Consider the following 20094-nt stretch of genomic DNA (forward strand, 5'->3'; position numbering starts at 1 on the left):
ATGAGAAAGAAACTTATCTGTCTGCTGGTAGCGGGGGCTCTGCCGGGTGCCGCTTTTGCGGACTCGACCAGCGCACAGATCAAGGCGCTTCAGCAACAACTGAACGCGCTGCAAAAAGAAGTGAAGGAATTGCGTGCGCAAGTGGCCACCGCGCCTGCAGCGAAGCCTGCTGTGGGCACAGCCACTACGCCCGCATTGGCCGCCGCCCCGGTCGATATCACTTCACCCGATTACGGCCGGGCGCCCGCGAATATCAGCAACGACGACCTGACCACGATCAAGCAGCAGATCGCGAATCAGCAGTTGAAGGTCGATTCGCTAGAAGATGCGGCGCAGACGGGGCCGATCGCAGGTCTTTCGGTGACGGGCTATATCGACCCGACGTATATCTATAACCGCGCGCAGAGTTCGTCGTCGTTCCTGTTCGCCAATCACGAGAGCGCGTACAACTACTACAACAGCACGTTCGGCGACCTGTATCTCGACATCAAGAAGACATTCGGTGTCGGGCCGATGGCGCCGTCGGCGGAAATCACGTTGATGCCGAACCGCGGCAACGGCATCACGCTGCTGCAGAACTCGCATGGCGACATTGGCAACAACATCCTGAACACGGCCGTTGTCAACGTGCCGCTGACGGGGTCGACGACGTTCGTCGCCGGTTTGATTCCGAGCTTTGGCGGTTATGAAGTACAGCAGTCGAACCAGATGCTTACGCTCACGCACAACCTGCTGTATGACTTCTCCGATCCGGGCAGCTATGTCGGCGTCGGTGCGAACTATACGGCGGGCAACTGGGCGTGGAAGTTCTTTGTTGGCAATGAACAGTACCGCACGTATGGTGCCGTCACGCAGACGGGCACGAATGCGTTGGGCGATCCGATCACGACGAGCAACAAGATTCCGACGTTTACTGCGCGTGCTGACTATACGTGGTCCAGCGCGCTGGATATCGGCGGATCGTTCAATATTGGACGTCAGACGCTGCCGAGTGCCGTCGATCCGGTGACGGGCAATGTCAGTTATGGCGTGGGTGGTCAGGCGCCTAGCTCGGGCGGGACGTTCTTCTTTGGCGAAGTCGACGCGACTTATACGTTGGCGGATGTGCAGTACAACGCCGAACTCGATTATGGTCAGCAGCAGAATGCGGCGTTCAACGGCGGCCAGGCGCAGTGGTATGGTCTGTCACTGCTCGCGCATCGGAAGTTCAATATGCCTGTGGTGGGTCGCATGAGTGCGACTCTGCGGTATGACCTTCTTGTTAATAGCAAGAACGGTGGCGGCGGCGGTGGGATTGCTTTGAATTCCAATGGTATGGATGTGAATAACGGGTTCGGTATCGGTGCTGATTGTCTAGCAAACTCGAAGGCCAATGGTGGCCTTGGGTTTGAGTGTAAGGGGGCTAACCGTCAGGATGTCGCGCTGGATCTGTTGTTCTTCCCGACGCAGCAGATTACCGTCAAGGTGGAATATCGCCACGACTGGGCGAATCAGAACGTGTTCTTGCGGAATGATGGGTCTTATAGCAAGTCGAATGATTTGCTAGCTACGCAGTTTATTTACTCGTTCTGAGCGTGGTTTTATGTCTGCGACGCTTCTTGAGTTGGTTTGCCTGGGGCGTCGTTGGCATCTGCATTGCGGTGTTTGCTGCGCAAGCTTTGACGTTGGGTGTTCTGGTCTTTTCGCTGGCATCCGCGATGCGTTAGCGTGCTTCACGCGTCGCCCCTGTGCGGGGCGGCACCTACTTTTCTTTGCCGCCGCAAAGAAAAGTAGGCAAAAGAAAGCGGCTAACACCGCCCGCCCGTGTTCTTATCCACGGGCCCTCAACGTCCCCATGCTTCACTCGGCAGTGCCCTTGGCTGGTGCTCGTTGCCAACGCTTCGAACGATCGCCTCACCCGCTTCGAATACGTGTACTCGGGCCAGCGGCAGCGAATGGTATGTGCCGCCCAGGTGGCAAACTGTGTGTAGGTTGTCGCGTCGTATAGCCTGGCGCTCTTAAATGGAGGTATGCGCGTGCTATCGGTCCGAAGTGAGGCGCGCGAGACACTACGGCCTACACACAGTTTGCCACCTGGGCGGCCGTGGAATATCTGGCACGGCGTGGTGCAGCGCGGGTGGGTGAAGTGGGTGAGGCGCAGCGCAAGAGCGTTGGCAACGAACGTGGGTCACGTGGTTGCCGTATGAAGCGTAAGACCCTTTGGGGGCCCTCAGGCAGGAAGAAATGTTGGCGGTGTTAGCCGCTTTCTTTTGCCTACTTTTCTTTGCGGCGGCAAAGAAAAGTAGGTGCCGCCCCGCACAGGGGCGACGCTTGAAGCACGCTAACAAATCGCGGATGCCAGCGAAAACCCCAAAAAACCAAACCGCCCGCGCCACGAAGGCAAAAGGCAAAACGCAGATGGCAGCGCAAAGACCAGAACCCCAACCAACAACATCTCGCCCATGCCAGAAAACCTCAACTCCCAGCCTCACACAGCATCGTGGTACGCGGCAACCACCAACGACCACACACACCATCCACCGCTGGAAGAAACCATAACCGTTGACGTCTGTGTAATAGGCGCCGGCCTGACCGGCATCTCAACCGCATTGAACCTCGCGGAACGCGGCCACACAGTAGCGGTGCTAGAAGCATCAAAAGTCGGCTGGGCGGCGAGCGGCCGCAATGGCGGCCAACTGATAGGCGGTTTCGCCTGCGAAATAGACACGTTCGCGAAGTACATGCCCGAGAGCGACGTCCAGCGCATGTGGAAAATGGGCTTAGAAACGCTAGACATAGTGAAAGACCGCGTAGCGAAGCACAGCATAGACTGCGATCTAACGATGGGCTACCTCACAGCCGCCAACAAGCCAAAACATGTAGACGCACTACGCACCTGGCGCGATGACGCAAAAAAACGCTTCAACCACGACCGATACCGGTATATCGAACGCGCGCACATGGACCAGTACGTGCAATCATCCCGCTATCTCGGTGGCCTTTTCGACCCGGACAGCGGCCACCTGCATCCCCTCAACTACACGTTAGGCCTAGCCCGAGCAGCCGTCGAAAGCGGCGTTCGCATCTACGAAAACAGTTGCGTCACAACACTCCGTAAAGAAAACAGCACCCATCTGATCGAAACAGCTAAAGGAACGGTGCGCGCCAAATACGTAGTACTAGCCTGCAACACATGGCTCGGAGCGCTAGCGCCACAGGTATCCCGAAAGATCATGCCCGTCGGCACCTACGTCATCGCCACAGAACCGCTCGACCCGGCCCGCGCCGCCGCACTGATGCCCGCGCGCGCCGCCGTCTGCGATAGCCGCTTCGTGCTCGACTATTTCCGCCCTGCTCCCGACAACCGTCTGCTGTGGGGCGGCAAGGTCAGCTATTCGACTTTCGCGCCACGCAATCTGGCCGAAGCCATGCGCCGCGACATGCTAAAAACCTTCCCGCAACTCGCCGATGTCAAAGTCGACTACGCATGGGGTGGCTTCGTCGACATCACGATGAACCGCGCACCGCATTTCGGCCGCCTTGCGCCAACCGTCTACTTCGCGCAAGGCTTCTCGGGACACGGCGTCAATACGACCGGGCTCGCGGGCAAGCTGATCGCGGAAGCCATTCACGGCCAGGCGTCGCGATTCGATCTGTTCGGTAAAATCCGCCATCGCGACTTTCCCGGCGGCGCGCTGCTCCGCACGCCCGCGCTCGTGCTTGCAATGACCTGGTATCGAATGAAGGACTGGCTCTGATGACGGAAACCCTCGACCGCCGCGCGGATGCGCTGATCCGCAACTCGTACTACGAAGCTACCGTGTCGCGCCCGCTTGCGGACGATCCAATGCTGGAAGGCCCGCTCGACGCCGACGTCTGTGTCATCGGCGCGGGCTTCTCCGGATTGTCGGTGGCGCTCGAATGCCGCGCGCGCGGGCTTTCCGTCGTCGTTCTCGATGCGCATCGCCCCGGCTGGGGTGCATCGGGACGCAACGGCGGACAGATGCTCGCCGGTTTTGCGAAAGACGAAGTCATCGAAAAGCAACTGGGCCTCGAAGGCGCGCGCGCTGCGTGGGCCTTGTCTGTCGATGCCGTCAAGCTGGTACACGAGAGGATCGAGCGCTATGGAATCGAATGCGATTTCACGCCGGGCTTCATGACAGTCGCGACCAAAGCGAAACGCGTCCCCGATCTGCGTGCATGGATGGATGCGGCGACGAACCGCTGGGGTTACCCACATCTTTCCTGGGTCGATGCTGGCGACATGCGCAAACGCATCGCGTCGGAACGCTATCTGGCAGGCGTCTACGATGCGTTGTCCGGCCATCTGCATCCGCTCAAGTATTGCCTCGGTCTCGCCGATGCGGCGCGCCGCGAAGGCGCGCAGCTCTTCGCGCATTCGCCCGTGCTCGAAGTCGTGCGCGGCGCACGGGCCGTGGTGCGTACCGCGACGGGCGAAGTGCGCTGCCGCTTCGTCGCCGCGTGCGGCAACGCGACGCTCGGCCATGTGTTGCCCGCCGCCGTTGCAGCGCGCATCGCGCCCATCGCGTCGTACATTGTCGCGACGGAATCGCTCGGCAAGGAGCGAGCCGATGCACTGATCAGGAACCGGACCGCGATCTGCGACAACAACTTTTTCCTCGACTACTTTCGCGTGTCGGCGGATCACCGCGTGCTGTTCGGCGGACGCGCGAGTTCGACGGGCGCATCCCCTGCACAACTTACCGGCGATATCCGCAAACGCATGCTCGCCGTCTTTCCGCAACTCGCAGATACGAAGATCGAATTTGCGTGGGGCGGCTTCGTCGATATCACCCGCAATCGCGCGCCCGATTTCGGCGCGATCGATCCGAACTACTTCTATGTGCAAGGCTTTTCGGGTCATGGCGTGGCGCTGACGGGCATTGCGGGACGCGTCATTGCAAAGGCGATCTCAGGCGACACGGCCGCGCTCGATCTGTTTTCGCGCATCAGGCACGCGCGCTTTCCGGGCGGCCCGGCGCTGCGCGGGCCGGCGCTGGAACTGGGGATGCTCTATCACCGGATTCGCGAGCTGTTCTGAATCGCATTGCAACACGGCTTGCACATGACAGACCGGGTTAAGTAAAGGCAGAATGTCCACCTCACCCTCGATGCGCCACACCCGCATTGAAGGCTTACCGTAACCCACAACCCGTTACGACGAGGCGTCGATGACTGCCGTACTCACTTCTGAAATCGCATCGAAATTCGCGGGCCTCGCGCTGGCTCACCTCACGCGCGAGTATCCGAACAAGCTCACGCATTCGCTCGCCGGGCCGCAGGACGTGCAAGGCCCGCGCGAGTTGCACCCCATCTTCTATGGCAGCTATGACTGGCACTCGAGCGTGCATGGCTACTGGTTGCTGTTGCATCTGATCGAACGCTTTCCGGAGTTGCCGGAAGCGCCGCGCATCGCTGCCGTCGTCGACGAGCACTTCACCGCGCAGAACGTCGCAGGTGAACGCGCGTATCTCGATCTGCCGCACAACCGCGGCTTCGAGCGCCCGTATGGTTGGGCGTGGCTGCTCGCGCTGTCGGGTCAGGTCGCATCGTTGAAGCTACCGCAAGCCGACCGCTGGGCGCAGACCATCGAGCCGCTGACGGCGGCTTTCGTCGAGCGCTTCGAAGAGTTTCTGCCGAAGGCGACGTATCCGCTGCGCGTCGGTACGCATTTCAACACCGCGTTCGCGCTGGCGCTGACGCTCGACTTCGCGCATCGCACGCAGCGCGATTCGCTCGCGCGTCTGGTCGTCGACACGGCGAAGCGCTGGTATCTGAACGACGCCGGATGCCAGGCGTGGGAGCCGTCGGGCGACGAGTTCCTGTCGCCCTCGCTAATGGAAGCGGAGTTGATGCGCCGCGTGCTGCCGCCTGCCGAATTCGCCGGATGGTTCGAGCGCTTCCTGCCCGATCTCGCGCAGCGTCAACCCGCGACGCTGTTCGTCCCCGCCACCGTCACGGATCGCAGCGACGGCAAGATCGCGCATCTCGACGGGCTGAACCTGAGCCGCGCGTGGTGCCAGCGGTCGCTGGCGCGCGCGCTGTCGAATGACGATCCGCGCCGCGCCGTGCTGTTCGAAGCCGCCGACGTTCATCTGGAAACCGCGTTGCAACACGTAGCGGGCGACTATATGGGCGAGCACTGGCTCGCTACGTTCGCTACGCTCGCGCTCGAAGCATAGAGAAAGTAGCGATCGCAACCAGTTCGCCGCGCAATTGAAAATGGCCAGTGTCTGCGAAGACACTGGCCATTCTGTTTTTCAAGCAGCAAAAGACACGCGTTGCCGATCAGTGCGAAATCTCTTCGAGCGCAACGCCGCGCGTGCGCGGCCCCATCACGCCGATCACCAGCATCACGATCGCCATCGCACCCGCGATGAACACGAACACGCCCGTCGACCCGAAGTAATTGAGTACCGACGCAATAAAGAACGCCGTGAAAATCGCCGAGAAACGGCTCCATGAATAGACGAATCCCACTGCACGCGCGCGGACGCTGGTCGGAAACAGCTCTGCCTGATAGGCGTGATAGCTGTACGACATGATATTGCTGCCCAGCGTCAGCCCAACACCGAGACAGATCAGCAGCGCGGCCGCCGTCGTCTGACTGAACCACAGCCCGCAGACGATGATGAGCGCCGCCATCGCAACGATCACGCTCTTGCGCTCGTACTTGTCCGCGATGAAAAGCCCAATGATCGGTCCGACAGGCGCCGCGAGCGCGATCACGCTCGAATAGGCAAGGCTCGTCGTCACGGTAATGCCCTGCTTGATCAACAGCGTCGGCACCCAGTTCGCAAAGCCATAGAAGCCGACTGTCTGGAAGATATTGAAGATGCTCAGCATCAGCGTGCGGCTACGATAAGGCGGCACCCACATGTCGCTGAAACGTCCGCTCGGCAGCACGGGAACGGGCGGCGCAGCCGGCGGCAACGGCTTGCCGTACTCGGCCTCGACCTTCGCTTCGAGCGCGCGCATCACGCGGTCCGCTTCATCGACGCGCCCTTGCTGCGCGAGCCAGCGCGGGCTTTCGGGCAGATTGCGCCGGATCCACCAGACGAACAGCGCGCCGTGCGCGCCGATCAGCACGACCCAGCGCCAACCATCGAGCCCAAGCGGCGCGCGCGGCACCAGCAGCCACGCAAGAAACGCGACGACAGGCACGGCCATGAAGCCCACCGCCTGCTCGCACGCGAACGCACGGCCGCGAATATGCTTCGGGACCAGCTCCGAGATGTATGTGCCGATCGTCACCAGCTCGACGCCGATTCCAAGGCCTGCCATGAAGCGCCAGAAGTTGAGCCCTGTGGCCGTCTCCTGAAACGCCATGATGACGTTGGCGACCGTGTACCACAGCAGCGAATAGGTGAAGATCGCGCGGCGGCCGAAGCGGTCCGCGAGAAAGCCACAGGCGATCGTGCCGATGAACAGCCCGAGAAACAGCGTCGCGATGAAGCTCGCGATGCCCGTCGTGCCGAATAGCCCCTGCGTGGTCGACGTGAGAATGCCGCTCTTGACGATGCCGGGCGCGACGTAGCCCGTATAGAGCAGATCGTAAAGCTCGAAGAAGAAGCCGAGGCTCAGCATCACGACGAGCTTCCATACCGAGCGCGTCGCGGGCAAGCGGTCGAGCCGCGCGCTGATGGTGCCGGCGTCGACGGCGGAATGCGACGATGCCGTCGTACTCGTCTGCGTGGTCCCAGGCTGCGGGATGCCCGCCTGGTCTTGCGTTGTCATTGTTCTGTCTCCTGTGTCGATGGCCTGCCGCGACTTCGAATGCAGGCCAGGCTCGCATTGTAGCCGCGCATCGGCTGGCAGGCGTCAGTTGCCTTCCTGCAGCATCACCACGCCAGCATTGGCCCGCTGCAACAGACGCCGGCTGCGTACCGAGAGATTGGTCAGGCGCAAGCGCTTGCCGAGCTTTGCGTAGCGCGCGTGCAGCGCTTCCAGTGCCGCAATCGCCGAATGATCCGCACAATGCAGATGGCGGCAATCGAGCGTCACGTTGGCCGGGTCGTTATGCGGCTCGAACAGCGCATGAAAATGCGCGGTCGATGCGAAGAACAGCGTGCCGCGCGGCGCATGGGTCGTTTCGCCCGATGCGTCGTCGAGTGTTTCGCTGCGAATCTCACCCGCGTGCTGCCACGCGAAGTTCAGCGCCGAAACGACGATGCCGCACAGCACGGCCGTCGCGAGATCGGTGAACACGGTGATGATCGTGACCGCGACGATCACCAGCGCGTCGCTGCGCGGCACCTTCTTCAGCGCGCGCAACGAGCCCCACGAAAACGTCTGCTGCGCGACGACGAACATCACGCCCACCAGCGCCGCGAGCGGAATGCGCTCGATCAGCGGCGACAGGAACAGGATGAAGAGCAGGATCATCACGCCGCTGGTCACGCCCGACACCCGCGAGCGCCCGCCGGAGCCGAGGTTGATGACGGTCTGGCCGATCATCGCGCAGCCGCCCATCGCGCCGAACAGGCCCGACACGATATTCGCGGCGCCGAGCGCAATGCACTCGCGGTTCGGCTGTCCGCGAGATTCCGTGAGTTCGTCGGTGAGGTTGAGCGTGAGCAGCGTTTCGAGCAAGCCGACCATCGACATCAACGCGGCGTACGGAAAGATGATGCGCAGCGTGTCGAGATCGAGCGGCACGCCTGGCATGCTGAACTCGGGCAGGCCGCCTGCAATGTGCGCCATGTCGCCGAGCGTGCGCGTTGGCAGATGCAGCAACTGGCTCAGCACGCCCACGCCGACAATCGCCGCAAGCGCGGGCGGCACCGCTTTCGTCAGGCGCGGCAAGCCGTACACGATCGCCATCGTCAACGCGACGAGTCCGCCCATCAGCCACAGCGCGTGACCGTGCAGCCATACACTGCCTTGCGGCGACGTTTGCTTGAAGTGCTCGAACTGCGCCATCGCGATGATGATCGCGAGTCCGTTGACGAAGCCGAGCATCACGGGATGCGGCACCATCCGGATCAGCTTGCCGAGCCGCAGCGCGCCGAACAACATCATCAGCAGGCCGCCCAGCACGACGGTCGCGAACAGATACTGCGGCCCATGCTGCACGACGAGCGCGACGATCACCACGGCCATCGACCCTGCCGCACCCGAGATCATGCCCGGCCGGCCGCCGAACAGCGCGGTGATCGTGCAGATGAAGAACGCACCATACAGGCCCATCAGCGGATTGAGGTGCGCGACGAGCGCGAACGCAATGCATTCGGGCACCAGCGCAAACGATGAAGTCAGGCCGGCGAGCACGTCGCCGCGAAGCGAGGAAAAGCGGGAGGCGATAAAACTGCGGTCTTGCATCTTGTTGTATGAACGAATCGGGCGTGCCGTCGAGGAACACTCACTCGCGCAAGCACAGGTGAACGGATTGAAATGCACCCGGGTTGTGCATGACGGACATGGCGTGCATGGACGCCACATCATCGACCGATCCGCATGCCGGTTGGCGTGCGGCTGGGCACAAAGGTGGACGGGATGGAAAGATAACAGGCTCGTGGCGGCAAGCCCGAGCCGGACCCTGATGTGCGCGGCTCTCGCGCAGCGCACGCGATTTTACAGGGTCAGCGACTCACGCGCAGTGGCGTGTGGTGATGGCAGCCGCTTCTCTAGCGGTAGTCGAAATCGTCTGCGGTAATCAACACGTGCGTCGCGCCCTTCGCGAGCGCCTTGCGCTCGGCGACGGCGGCGATACGGCGCAGGCCGTTGCCGAACGCCTTCGTGAGGTGCGACTCGTCCGCGCCGCGTTCCAGCCAGAAATGCTGCTCGAGCGCATCGCGCGTAATTGCGCAGCCTATCGCGCGCTTTTGCACGACGATATCGAAAGTCACGGCTTGGCCGTTAGTCGAAAGCGCAAAGTTGCTTAAGGACTGTTCCATGTTCAGCCTCTCGTGAGCTGCGATCTACCAGTGTTTCGTGTTGCTTTCATGAACCAAGCACCCATATTCCCGCACTCAAACTATCTCATTCCGTTCGGCATCGATCAGTTCGGGCGAACCCTCGACGCATCCCAATGCAAACGTTTGTACGGCCGGTACGCGTGGTCCGCACAACACCCAACCATGAAAAAACGTCCGAGATGTTCGCATTTTGAAGGCCATCGTGCAGTTGACCTTTGCCGTCAGACAGCTGCTTTCGCACGCAGTTTCGTACGCATTCGCACGACGCGAATCGCAGCGTTTCCGTCTGACAAAAACTTTGCGCACGAACGAAACGGCGTAGCGCGTGCCCGCTTCGTCAAGCATACATCGCAATCGTTTGCGCCATATGTCACGTTGCATCTAATGGAGAAATCCATGTGATCACAGAACCTCGTATGATCGAGGCTCTCAAAAGAACTCATACGAATAGTCGATGAAGCATCCTCGCTGGACGGGACTCATCTATCTGCTGGTTACGGCAACGGGATGGGCGCTCAACTGGCCCGCCATGAAAGTACTGCTGCGCGAATGGCCGCCGCTGTTTTCACGCGGCGTCGCGGGCGTGACGGCGTCCGTCCTGCTCGGCGTAGTCGCCGTGTGCGTGGGCGAGCGGCCACGCGTGCCGCGCGAGTACGTGCCGCGCCTGCTGCTCGCGGCATGCACGAATGTCTTCGCATGGATGGGCTTTTCCACGCTGTCGATGAAATGGCTGAGCGTCAGCGAAGGCGCGCTGCTCGTCTACACCATGCCGATCTGGGCGATGCTGCTCGCGTGGCCGGTCCTGTCGCGCAGGCCGTCCACCGTCGAGTTTCTCGCGCTGCTGCTCGGCCTCGCGGGCGTCGTCGTGCTGCTGGGCGGGCGCGGCGTGGCGTTCGACGCGGGCAAGATCGCGGGCATCGCCTTCGCGCTGCTAGCGGCCGTGCTGTTCGCGCTCGGCACCGTGATCGTGCGCACGCCGATTCCCGTCCCGCCCATCAGCCTCGTCGCGTGGCAGGTCGGACTCGGCTGCGCGCCGATGATCGCCGCGGGGCTGCTGATCGAACACCCGCAACTCGCGTCGCTGCACGCGGACGGCTGGGCCGTGCTGATCTATATGACGCTCGTGCCGATGGGCGTGTGCTATCTCGCGTGGTTCGCGACCTTGCGTCACCTGCCGCCGCAGATCGCGTCGATCGGCATGCTGCTGGTGCCGATCATGGGCATCGTTGCGGCGGCACTCGCGCTGGGCGAGCCGCTAGGGTGGAAAGAAGCCGTCGCGATGGCGCTCACGTTGAGCGGCGTCGCGCTGGCGCTGCGGCGCAAAGCGCCTCCGACAGAGCCCGAGTGATGACTGACGCTAGGGCTTTTCGAGAATGTCCTTGAGCCGATCGACGGCTTCGTCCGACTCGGCCTGAATCTTCGCTCGCAGAAGTACCGCGTTCAGCAACGCGAACCAGAGCGTCGGCGAACGGTACGTGAAGGTGCGCTCGAACTCCGTGCCGCCATTGCCGTTCGTGCCGGGCGCCAGCGCGTAACTGACCGTGCCGGCTGGGCGTCCTTCAATCGTGCCGTCGATCGTCCATTTCTCGGGGCGTTTGCGCTCGACAACCGTCCACACGACCTCGCCGCGCCGCCCAGCGACGCGAAATTCCTCCGTGGTCCGCTCGCCGATACCCAGCGAATGATCGGTCGCACCCGTCACGGACAACGACGATGGATGCCACGCGGGCCAATGCGCGGGCGTCGTCACGTAGTCGAAAACAGCAGTGCTTTCCCGCGCGATCGGCATGACGGTGACGATGCGTGTCGACAGATCGAATGCACGCGGCAGCGGAATGAACAGCACGCCGATCGCGGCCGCCACGCAGGCCACCATGACGATTGCTCGCAGTAGCGCTTTCATCGCTGTTCGCGCCTTGCGGGCGCGCTTCCGAATGATGAGGTTCTTTCCTTCGCACCCGCGCACGGGATTGCGGCCTGGCCACCGTTCTTACTGGTACTGTATGTTAGCGGCGTGGCCGCGCCAATGAGGATCGACGCGCGCCTTCGAGATGTCGCAACGTCGAATGGAATACCACCCATGCAAGCCCATCCTCTTCGCCTTCAACCCGGCCAGGATCTCCGCGACGCGCTGGAAGACAGGGTGCGCCAGCTCGGCGCGACGGCCGCGTTCGTGGTTCAGGGCATCGGCAGCCTGAGCGTCGCGCAGTTGCGATTCGCCGGTATCGACCAGCCGGGCGAACTGCGCGCGGACCTGGAAATCCTGACGCTCGCCGGTTCGGTTGCGCCAGACGGCGCGCATCTGCACATGTCGGTCTCCGACGCCAATGGCCGCGTGTTCGGCGGGCATGTGGCGCGCGGGTGCATCGTGCGAACGACCGTTGAAATTTTGCTCGCCTTGCTGCCCGATCATGCGTTCTCGCGCGAAGCCGATCCGCAGACGGGTTTCATGGAGCTGTTCATCCGTGACCGGCCACGCGGCGGGTAGCGAAAAGTAGCGGCGCGCGCGAAACGCGAGCCCACCAGGGCCCCTGGAACGTTCTTCGCTTGTCTGTTCGATGGGTCACCGTCCCCGCAGTGTAGGAGCGTGCGCCGCAATGCCTTACACTTGTCGGGTCGGAAACACATGGTCACTAATCAGTTGTTCAAGGAGGGAAACGTCCGTGGCAAATGAAAAAATGTTGGCGCAGATTTCTGATAAGGCGGGCTTCATCGCCGCGCTCGACCAGAGCGGCGGCTCCACGCCTGGCGCATTGCGACAGTACGGCATCGAAGAGAACGCTTACAACGGCGATGCCGAAATGTTCAAGCTGATCCACGAAATGCGCGTGCGCATCATCACCGCCCCCGCATTCTCGGGCGACAAGGTCATCGCGGCGATTCTCTTCGAAGCCACGATGGACGGACAGGCACAAGGCAAGCCCGTGCCTTCGTTTCTCTGGGAAGACCGCGGCGTCGTGCCCTTCCTCAAGGTCGACAAGGGACTCGAAGCGGAAAGCGACGGCGTGCGGCTGATGAAGCCGATCCCCGGACTCGACGCATTGCTCGCGCGCGCGGGCAAGCTCGGCATCTTCGGCACCAAGATGCGTTCCGTGATCGAGCAGAATTCGCCTGCGGGCATTGCTGCCGTGGTCAAGCAGCAGTTCGAGTACGGCGCGCAAATCGACGCGGGCGGCCTCATGCCGATTCTCGAACCCGAAGTGTCGATCAAGACACCCGACAAGGCAGGCGCCGAGAAGACGCTGCGCGACGAGATCATCAAGGGCCTCGACGCACTGCCCGCCGACAAGCAGGTCATGCTCAAGCTGACTATTCCCGACGTCGCCGATTTCTACAAGCCGCTGATCGATCATCCGCGGGTGTTGCGCGTCGTGGCGCTATCGGGCGGTTATACGCGGACTGAAGCGTGCAAACTGCTTGAAAAGAATCACGGCATGATCGCGAGCTTTTCGCGGGCGCTCATCAATGACCTGAAAAAGCAGCTGAGCGATAGCGAATTCAACGCGAAGCTGGCTGAAGCCATCGACGAGATTTACGACGCTTCCGCCGTCAAGGTCTGAGTGGTATTTGCGGCTAAGCCGCGCATCCGGGCATGCGCGGCTTAGCGTTAACGTGCTTTAGCGCCTCACGTCAATGCGCGGTCGGCGGCACGTCGGGGTCGATGTAGTCGCGACGCGAAACCCAGTACGGATCGCGGTTGTAGTACGTATGCAGCGATTCGCCCCATCTGGAATCGGCCATGCTGGGCCAGTGGTCCTTGTCGAAGCCCGGTTCGTCTTTCAGCATCTGCGCGCTGATATCGACGTGAAAGCACTTCTGGTCGGTGTCGAGCGTGAGCGCACTCCACGGAATGGCGTGCAGCGTTGCACCCATGCCGAGAAAGCCACCCTCGGACAGCACGGCATACGCAATACGCCCGCTGCGCACGTCGAGCATGATGTCGGAAATCTTGCCGACATGTTCTGCATCGGACGAATACACCTTCGTTCCGTCTAGCGTCGCGGCTGCCATCACCTCCGGCCCCGGACCTTCACCGACGCCGCCGCCGACAATATCGGCACCACCCGTTCTGCGCGTTTGCGGATTGATTGAGCCCATGTTTGCCTCCTATGAGAGTGAGCGCATGAAGGCGCGCAATGGGCGTTCCTGGATTGGGCGAAGGCGAGCCGAGGCTGAAATCGAATTGAAAACTTTACCTGGTCGGACCAGGTGCAAGTCATATTTCCCGAAAGCGATATCCAGTGCGACAGCCTGCCGCACCACTGCTACGCAGGAAACGCCGTCAACTGCTTCTTACGCCCATGCCCGCGCCCGCCTACGATTGACCCATGAAAACGCGTGGCTTCACGCAACCAGCGGGAGAACTGAAATGGGCTTACTGAACATGATGCGCATGGTGTTGTGGAGTTTCTTCGGCGTGCGGCGTGGCGCTGCGCACGAAGCCGATCTCGCGACCGTCAAGCTGCCGCTGCTGCCCGTGATGGCCGTCGTGCTCGCGCTGTGCTTCGGCGGGCTTCTGTTTGCATTCGCCAGAATCGCCGTCACGATCGCGCATTAACGCTCGCGCTGTGCGCTCAAGTGGCCTGCGCGATCAACCCGCCAAGCACCTGCACGGCGCGTTCGATATCGGCATTCCACGGATGCCCGAAGTTCAGCCTCACGCAATTCCGAAAGTTGCGCGACGCGGAAAAGATCGGCCCGGGCGCCACGCTGACGCCCTGTTCGATCGCCTGCCCGTGCAGCGTCAATGCATCGACGTGCTCGGGCAATTCGAGCCACACGAAATAGCCGCCTGAGGGACAAGTCCACCTCACGCCTTTCGGCATCGCGCGGCGTAGCGCGAGATTCATTGCATCGAGTTGCGCGCGCAACGCGGCACGCAGTTTTCGCAGATGCCTGTCGTATCCGCCATGCTGAAGATAGTCGGCGATACCCGCTTGCACGGGAATGCTCGCCGATAGCGTCGTCATCAGTTTGGCGCGCTGTACTTTCTCCGCAAACTTCCCAGCAGCAGCCCAGCCAATCCGATATCCCGGCGCGAGCGTCTTCGAGAAAGAACTGCAATGCATGACGAGTCCTTTACGGTCGAACGCGATGGCGGGCAATGGATAATCCGCCTGAAAATGCAGCTCGCCATAGACGTCGTCTTCGATCAGCGGCACGTCATACCGTGCCAGTAGTTCGACGAGCGCCTTTTTCTTTTCCACCGGCATCGTCGCGCCTGTCGGGTTCTGGTAATTCGTCATGAACCAGCACGCGCGAATGGGCTGCTTTTCCAGCGCTTGCGCAAGCGCGTCCAGGTCGAGGCCAGTTTGCGGATCGACGGGTATTTCGACTGCGCGTAGATCGAGTCGTTCAATAGCCTGCAGCGCCGCATAGAAGCCGGGCGATTCGACGGCCACGACGTCGCCGGGACGCGTGACGGCCATCAGGCAAAGATTCAGTGCTTCGAGCGCGCCATTCGTGACGACGATCTCATCGAACGGTTGCGACAGGCCCATGCCGAGATAGCGCAGCGCGATCTGCTGGCGCAAAGCCTCGTTGCCCGGCGGCAAATCAACGACCGTACTCCACGGGTTCATCGTCCGCGATGTTTGTGCAAGCGATTTGGAAAGACGTTGTAGCGGAAACAGCATCGGCGAAGGAAACGCCGAGCCTAACGGCACGACATTCGTATGCTTCGCCGCTTCGAGCACACTGAAAACGAGCTCGCTAATATCGACCTTCGCGGACTCGGTGAGCGCGCGCTTCGCGGTCGCTTCCCGCGTGTCGCGAACGGCTGCGCCAGGCGCGACGTAATAGCCGGAGCGCTCCTGCGCGCGAATGAGGCCCCACTCTTCCAGCAGATAGTACGCACGAAACGCCGTCGATTGACTCACGCCATGCTGCGCAATGACCTGCCGCAGCGAAGGCATGCGCGCGCCGACAGCAAGACTGCCCGAGCGTATTTCGGCCGCCATCGTATTGGCGAGTGCTTCATATCGGTTCATTGAAAATTGCGCGTGGCGGGACGCTCATGACACAGAGCTTTTTATACTAATCGGTACACGCCTGCGCAATCAACTGACATCAACGCTTCTGGTGCCGCATCGACAGGAATACGATCGACGCGGACACGGCCGCCACGATCGACGCGCCCGCAAACGCGCGCGCAAAGCCTTCGCCGTAACTCGACCGTGCGACATGAACGAGTGCATCCATCGATGCCGGTGAATAGAGCGCAAACGCACGCGAGAAGTCTCCCGCCATCACACGCTCGGTAAAGCCTTGCACGACGGGCAGATGAGTCTGTGTCATCTGTGCCGTCAGCGCGGAACGCACGCCTTCTGCCAGCACGGCGCCCAACCCCGAGAAGCCGAGCAGAATGCCCGTGAATCGCGAGGTCGTGCTGATGCCCGACGCCATGCCCGCGCGGTCGCGTGGCACCGTGCCCATGATCGCCTTCTGCGTCTCGCCGTTCAGCAGGCCGCCGCCGCTGCCGAGCAGCGCCATGGCGACGATCAGCCATGCGTGACTGGCGCTGCGCGCGGCGACCATCATCGCGAGATTGCCGCATGCGACCACCGCGAGACCGAGCGTGAGAATCTGGCGCGAGTCCATGTACGCCGCGAGCTTGCGACCTAGCTGCGGCAAGATCAGCATCGCAAGCGCGAAAGGCAGCATGCCTGCGCCCGCGACAAGCGCGCTTTCGCCACGCGCGTTCTGCAGAAATAGCGGCAATAGCGAAGCCATGACCTGCGCCGACGACGCATAAGCAAACATCGCCACGATCGCGCCGACGAACGGCAGCGAGCGGAACAGCGCGAGATCGAGCATCGGATGCGCACGCCGGCTTTCCACCCATACGAACAACGAGAAAAGGATCACGCCGGCGCATGCACGGGACAGCGCCTCTGTGCTCAGCCATCCGCGGTCAGGTCCGAGAATCAGCGCCCACGTCAGCGAGAACATCGCAGAGGCAAAAAGTGCAATACCGGGCAGATCGAGCGATCGCGGCGTCGGATCACGCGATTCGTCGACGATCCGCACGACGCCCGTCGCCAGCAGCGCGCAGATCGGCACGTTGATCGCGAATGCCCAGCGCCATCCGAGCCACGCATTGATGACGCCGCCAATCAGCGGCGAAAGGACCATCGTCAGCCCCATGATGCCGCCCCACACCGCCCAGGCTCGCGCGCGTTCGCGCTCGTCATGAAACGCGTGGCCGATGATGGCGAGCGCCGGCGCGAGCAGGAAGGCGGCACCGACGCCTTGCACAGCCCGGGCGACGTAGAGCAACTCGGCCGACGGCGCAACGCCGCATGCGAGCGACGAGGCCGCGAACAGCGCGATGCCCGTCAGAAACACGCGCTTGCGCCCATAGCGGTCGGCAAGCGACCCAGCGGGCAACAGCAGTGCGGCGAAGCACAACACATACGCGCTGATCACCCATTCGATATCGGCGAAAGAAGCGTTGAGATCGCGCGCGATGGTGGGCAGGACGATGCCGACCACGTTGGTGTCGAGCACCGTCATCGCGCAACCCATCGACGCGATGAGCAGCAGCGGCGTGCCGCGAGAGACGGAGCGGGAAGCGGTAATCGAGCTCATCAGACGGACCCGGCGGGAAACCTGCGGAAAGGAAGCCTGTATTCCACCAGTTTTCTCTATTTCGTTCATTGCCCGTCGTGTTCAATATAATTAGTTTCTACCTAATATACGGAAGCGTCGCGTCATGGAGCTGAGGCATCTGCGTTACTTCATCGCCGTCGCCGAGCGACTGCATTTCGCGCAGGCTGCAGAAGCGCTCGGCATTGCGCCGCCTACGCTTACTGTGCAAATCCAGGAGATGGAGCGCGCATTGCAGGCACAGCTGTTTCGCCGCACGCGGCGCTCGGTTGCGCTGACGCCCGCCGGCGAAGCGTTTCTCGCCGAAGCGCGCGAGACTGTCGCGCAGTTCGAGCGGGCGCTGCACGTCGGCCAGCGGGCCGGGCGCGGCGAGCTGGGGCGTATTCATATCGGGTATGTCGGCTCGGCGGCTTTTTCCGGCATCTTGCAGAAACAGTTGCGCGCGTTCCGTAGAGCGCGGCCGCACGTGCTCGTGCAGGCCACCGAGCACCCGATGGGCGAGCTACCCGCGCTGCTGGAGGAAGGCCGCGTCGATGTCGCGTTCGTGCGCTTGCCGGTGGATCTGCCGCCGTCGCTGCGCGCGCACGTGCTGGCGCGCGACGCGTTCTGCGCGGCGCTGCCTGCCGAGCATCCGCTGGCGGCTGCCACAGGGCCGATCAAGGCGCGCGCGCTGGCGGGCGAGAGCTTCGTCGTCCCCGAACAGGAACTGGGCACGCGGGAAATCGCGCGGCGCGGCCGGTTCAGCCCGCGCATCGTCAGCGCGCCCGGCACGTTGCTGGCCGTGCTGACCCAGGTTTCCGTCGGCGTGGGCGTCGCCATCGTGCCAAATGTGCTGACGCGGGTCATCAATCTGCCCAATGTCGTCTTCAAGACGCTGGCGGGCGAGCCGATCGCATCGGAAGTCGCGGCCGTTTTCCGCAAATTCGAGCATTCGCCCGCGACGAAAAAACTCATCGCACAGATGACGGGCGCGCCGGATCAGTAGTTTCCCGGCTTTTGCGCCGTTCGCGGCCTATCATGGGAGAACGATCCCGATCCCCGACGTCGCTCACCCCCAACGGGTTCGGCAAGAGCCGGACTGGATCGTTCCTTGCTGCGCAGCACCGAAGCGAGCGCCCTACACCGCGCCGCCTGGCCCTGGACCGCGAAGACATCGCCCGGAAGCCGGCGCCAGCGAGCGTTCGTGAATTTCATCTGGCACTCACGGAGAAATCAAATGACCATCGAATTCACCAGCCGCCGGCACGTCGTGGCCGCATCGCGAGTCGCATTCGAAGCGACCGTCGAAGGAAAAGAGGTATGGTGCAGCGTATCAATCGACGCCCTGAACAGCCACTTCGGCAATACGGGTACGTCGTCGCACGATCTGATCACGACGTTCGAGGGTAATCGCAAGACAATCGAGGACGCAGCGAGGCGTGTGCTGCAACGAAATGGGGGGCAGTCGGTCGAACTGGAGACGCTCGACTTTCATAAGCCACATTGAAGAAGGGAGCGCGCGCCGGAAGGCAAGGACGGCGCGTGCGGTGCCGCCGAAAACGGGCGGCACCCATCGATGAGCATCTGAGCCGCAATGGCTCACGCATAAAAATGCTGTGCCCCGGCCTTATGTATTCGCCAATATGTTCGGCAAAAGCGTGCCGACTTTGCCATCAGGCAAAGATTCTTTTGCCGAAAAAGAGGCGAGAACGCAGTCCCGCCCCTTCCTGATTCTTTTCGTCGTTCTTACGCGCGCGGCTTTCTTCCTGCCTTTTTGGCGCCAATCTTCTTTTTCGCAACGCCATTCAAGCTCGCCGCTTTTGCTCCGGCGACCAGGAACTTGCTACGGTCTTTTTCGCCCGCCAGCCATGCCGGTGCAGGGCCACGGCCACTCCATGTCGCGCCCGTTTCGGGGTGACGATACTTCGCCGGTTGCGGTCCCTTCGGCTGGCCATTACCCGTGCCGTGCTTTACGGCGACGCCCGTGGTAACCGCTGCAGACGCGCCCGCCACCAGGTACTTGGAACGGTCTTTCGCAGCCGCAATCCATGCCGGCGCACGGCCATGCCCCGTCCAGGTTGCACCCGTTTTAGGATCGGAGTATTTGGCTACGCCTTTGGTTTGCACGCCTGCCGACTTCAACGAAGGACGGCCACGCTTTTTGCGACCGAGATGCGCGTCGATATCAGCCGTAGTCAGATTGTGCTTTGCCATCAGTGCCCGAATGCCTTCGAGCGCCACCGTCGACTTTTGCGACGCAATGGCTTCCGCCTGGGCCTGAAGCTTTTTTATCTTTGCCTGAAGTGCTTCGAGTGTAGCCATATTGAAACTCCTGATTGAAGATACCGGCACTATGCCATGGACCGGTCATATATGGCTAGAGTTCATCTATTACATGAAAAGACACGCGCGCGTCGTTGTACTGCCTGATTGCCCCAGAGTGTCCAATCGAGGCCCCAATTGCCAGGATTTATCTGGTGTACGACAAATGTCAATTGGCTTGCATCGATGTTGACTGTCCAATTACTCACGCTATCCATAAGACTTTTAAAGTTCCACGTCCGAAAGCGCTGACACGCAAATCGGAATT

General features: G+C 61.8%; 18 protein-coding genes. 10 read left to right on the forward strand and 8 right to left on the reverse strand.

Translation table 11 applies throughout. The features are described 5' to 3' along the window. From C2L65_RS25605 to C2L65_RS25620, 4 genes are all read left to right on the forward strand, one after another. Positions 1–1572 (forward strand): DUF3138 family protein, encoded by a 1572-nt coding sequence (locus C2L65_RS25605; RefSeq protein WP_042315167.1) that lies wholly within the window; start codon positions 1–3, stop codon positions 1570–1572. An 869-nt stretch (positions 1573–2441) separates the two neighbouring features. Beyond that, positions 2442–3737, forward strand: a complete 1296-nt coding sequence (locus C2L65_RS25610) for an NAD(P)/FAD-dependent oxidoreductase (RefSeq protein WP_042312647.1) — start codon at positions 2442–2444, stop codon at positions 3735–3737. Beyond that, positions 3737–5041: an NAD(P)/FAD-dependent oxidoreductase gene (locus C2L65_RS25615; RefSeq protein WP_042312646.1), complete on the forward strand. Its 1305-nt coding sequence runs from the start codon at positions 3737–3739 to the stop codon at positions 5039–5041. Before C2L65_RS25610 ends, C2L65_RS25615 begins: the two co-directional genes overlap by 1 nt. Before the next feature lie 130 nt (positions 5042–5171). Continuing rightward, positions 5172–6182: a DUF2891 domain-containing protein gene (locus C2L65_RS25620; protein ID WP_042312645.1), complete on the forward strand. Its 1011-nt coding sequence runs from the start codon at positions 5172–5174 to the stop codon at positions 6180–6182. 106 nt (positions 6183–6288) lie between these two features. On the opposite strand, the gene C2L65_RS25625 is transcribed toward C2L65_RS25620, so the two are convergent. The 3 genes from C2L65_RS25625 to C2L65_RS25635 form a co-directional block, all read right to left on the reverse strand. Beyond that, the gene (locus C2L65_RS25625) at positions 6289–7737 is read right to left on the reverse strand and encodes an MFS transporter (protein WP_042312644.1); all 1449 of its coding nucleotides are present in this window, start codon (positions 7735–7737) and stop codon (positions 6289–6291) included. Positions 7738–7821: 84 nt separating this feature from the next. Further along, on the reverse strand, positions 7822–9321 hold the full coding sequence (locus C2L65_RS25630; protein WP_042312643.1) for a SulP family inorganic anion transporter: 1500 nt from the start codon (positions 9319–9321) through the stop codon (positions 7822–7824). Between the two features lie 305 nt (positions 9322–9626). Further along, positions 9627–9896 (reverse strand): DUF1488 family protein, encoded by a 270-nt coding sequence (locus tag C2L65_RS25635; RefSeq protein ID WP_042312642.1) that lies wholly within the window; start codon positions 9894–9896, stop codon positions 9627–9629. A gap of 475 nt (positions 9897–10371) precedes the next feature. Here C2L65_RS25635 and C2L65_RS25645 point away from each other — a divergent pair, with 475 nt between their 5' ends. Further along, on the forward strand, positions 10372–11265 hold the full coding sequence (locus tag C2L65_RS25645; protein WP_042312640.1) for a DMT family transporter: 894 nt from the start codon (positions 10372–10374) through the stop codon (positions 11263–11265). 9 nt (positions 11266–11274) lie between these two features. On the opposite strand, the gene C2L65_RS25650 is transcribed toward C2L65_RS25645, so the two are convergent. Continuing rightward, on the reverse strand, positions 11275–11820 hold the full coding sequence (locus tag C2L65_RS25650) for an SRPBCC family protein (RefSeq protein ID WP_042312639.1): 546 nt from the start codon (positions 11818–11820) through the stop codon (positions 11275–11277). A 177-nt stretch (positions 11821–11997) separates the two neighbouring features. On the opposite strand from C2L65_RS25650, the gene C2L65_RS25655 reads away from it, so the two are divergent. Both C2L65_RS25655 and C2L65_RS25660 read left to right on the forward strand, forming a co-directional pair. After that, positions 11998–12405 (forward strand): PPC domain-containing DNA-binding protein, encoded by a 408-nt coding sequence (locus C2L65_RS25655; protein WP_042312637.1) that lies wholly within the window; start codon positions 11998–12000, stop codon positions 12403–12405. A gap of 175 nt (positions 12406–12580) precedes the next feature. Next, a complete protein-coding gene (locus C2L65_RS25660; RefSeq protein WP_042312635.1) occupies positions 12581–13477 on the forward strand; it encodes a fructose bisphosphate aldolase in 897 nt (298 codons plus the stop codon). Positions 13478–13547: 70 nt separating this feature from the next. Here C2L65_RS25660 and C2L65_RS25665 read toward each other — a convergent pair whose 3' ends face one another. Beyond that, positions 13548–14015, reverse strand: coding sequence for a PRC-barrel domain-containing protein (locus C2L65_RS25665; RefSeq protein WP_042312631.1), 468 nt, complete (start codon positions 14013–14015; stop codon positions 13548–13550). Between the two features lie 271 nt (positions 14016–14286). On the opposite strand from C2L65_RS25665, the gene C2L65_RS25670 reads away from it, so the two are divergent. Continuing rightward, the gene (locus tag C2L65_RS25670) at positions 14287–14475 is read left to right on the forward strand and encodes a DUF2970 domain-containing protein (protein WP_007745548.1); all 189 of its coding nucleotides are present in this window, start codon (positions 14287–14289) and stop codon (positions 14473–14475) included. Positions 14476–14491: 16 nt separating this feature from the next. Here the strand turns inward: C2L65_RS25670 and C2L65_RS25675 are convergent, their stop codons facing one another. Together C2L65_RS25675 and C2L65_RS25680 are read right to left on the reverse strand one after the other, a co-directional pair. Beyond that, positions 14492–15907 carry an aminotransferase-like domain-containing protein gene (locus C2L65_RS25675; RefSeq protein WP_042312629.1) on the reverse strand — a complete coding sequence of 472 codons (1416 nt, stop codon included), beginning with the start codon at positions 15905–15907 and terminating at the stop codon, positions 14492–14494. A 79-nt stretch (positions 15908–15986) separates the two neighbouring features. Beyond that, positions 15987–17507 carry an MFS transporter gene (locus C2L65_RS25680; RefSeq protein WP_042312627.1) on the reverse strand — a complete coding sequence of 507 codons (1521 nt, stop codon included), beginning with the start codon at positions 17505–17507 and terminating at the stop codon, positions 15987–15989. A gap of 124 nt (positions 17508–17631) precedes the next feature. On the opposite strand from C2L65_RS25680, the gene C2L65_RS25685 reads away from it, so the two are divergent. Both C2L65_RS25685 and C2L65_RS25690 read left to right on the forward strand, forming a co-directional pair. Beyond that, positions 17632–18510: a LysR substrate-binding domain-containing protein gene (locus C2L65_RS25685; protein ID WP_042312625.1), complete on the forward strand. Its 879-nt coding sequence runs from the start codon at positions 17632–17634 to the stop codon at positions 18508–18510. 231 nt (positions 18511–18741) lie between these two features. Further along, on the forward strand, positions 18742–19011 hold the full coding sequence (locus C2L65_RS25690) for a DUF1488 family protein (RefSeq protein WP_042312623.1): 270 nt from the start codon (positions 18742–18744) through the stop codon (positions 19009–19011). A 239-nt stretch (positions 19012–19250) separates the two neighbouring features. Here the strand turns inward: C2L65_RS25690 and C2L65_RS25695 are convergent, their stop codons facing one another. Next, a complete protein-coding gene (locus tag C2L65_RS25695) occupies positions 19251–19826 on the reverse strand; it encodes an H-NS family nucleoid-associated regulatory protein (protein ID WP_042312621.1) in 576 nt (191 codons plus the stop codon). Positions 19827–20094: the final 268 nt, after the last annotated feature.

Origin of the sequence: Paraburkholderia terrae (genome assembly GCF_002902925.1) — a bacterium.
Lineage (GTDB): Bacteria > Pseudomonadota > Gammaproteobacteria > Burkholderiales > Burkholderiaceae > Paraburkholderia > Paraburkholderia terrae.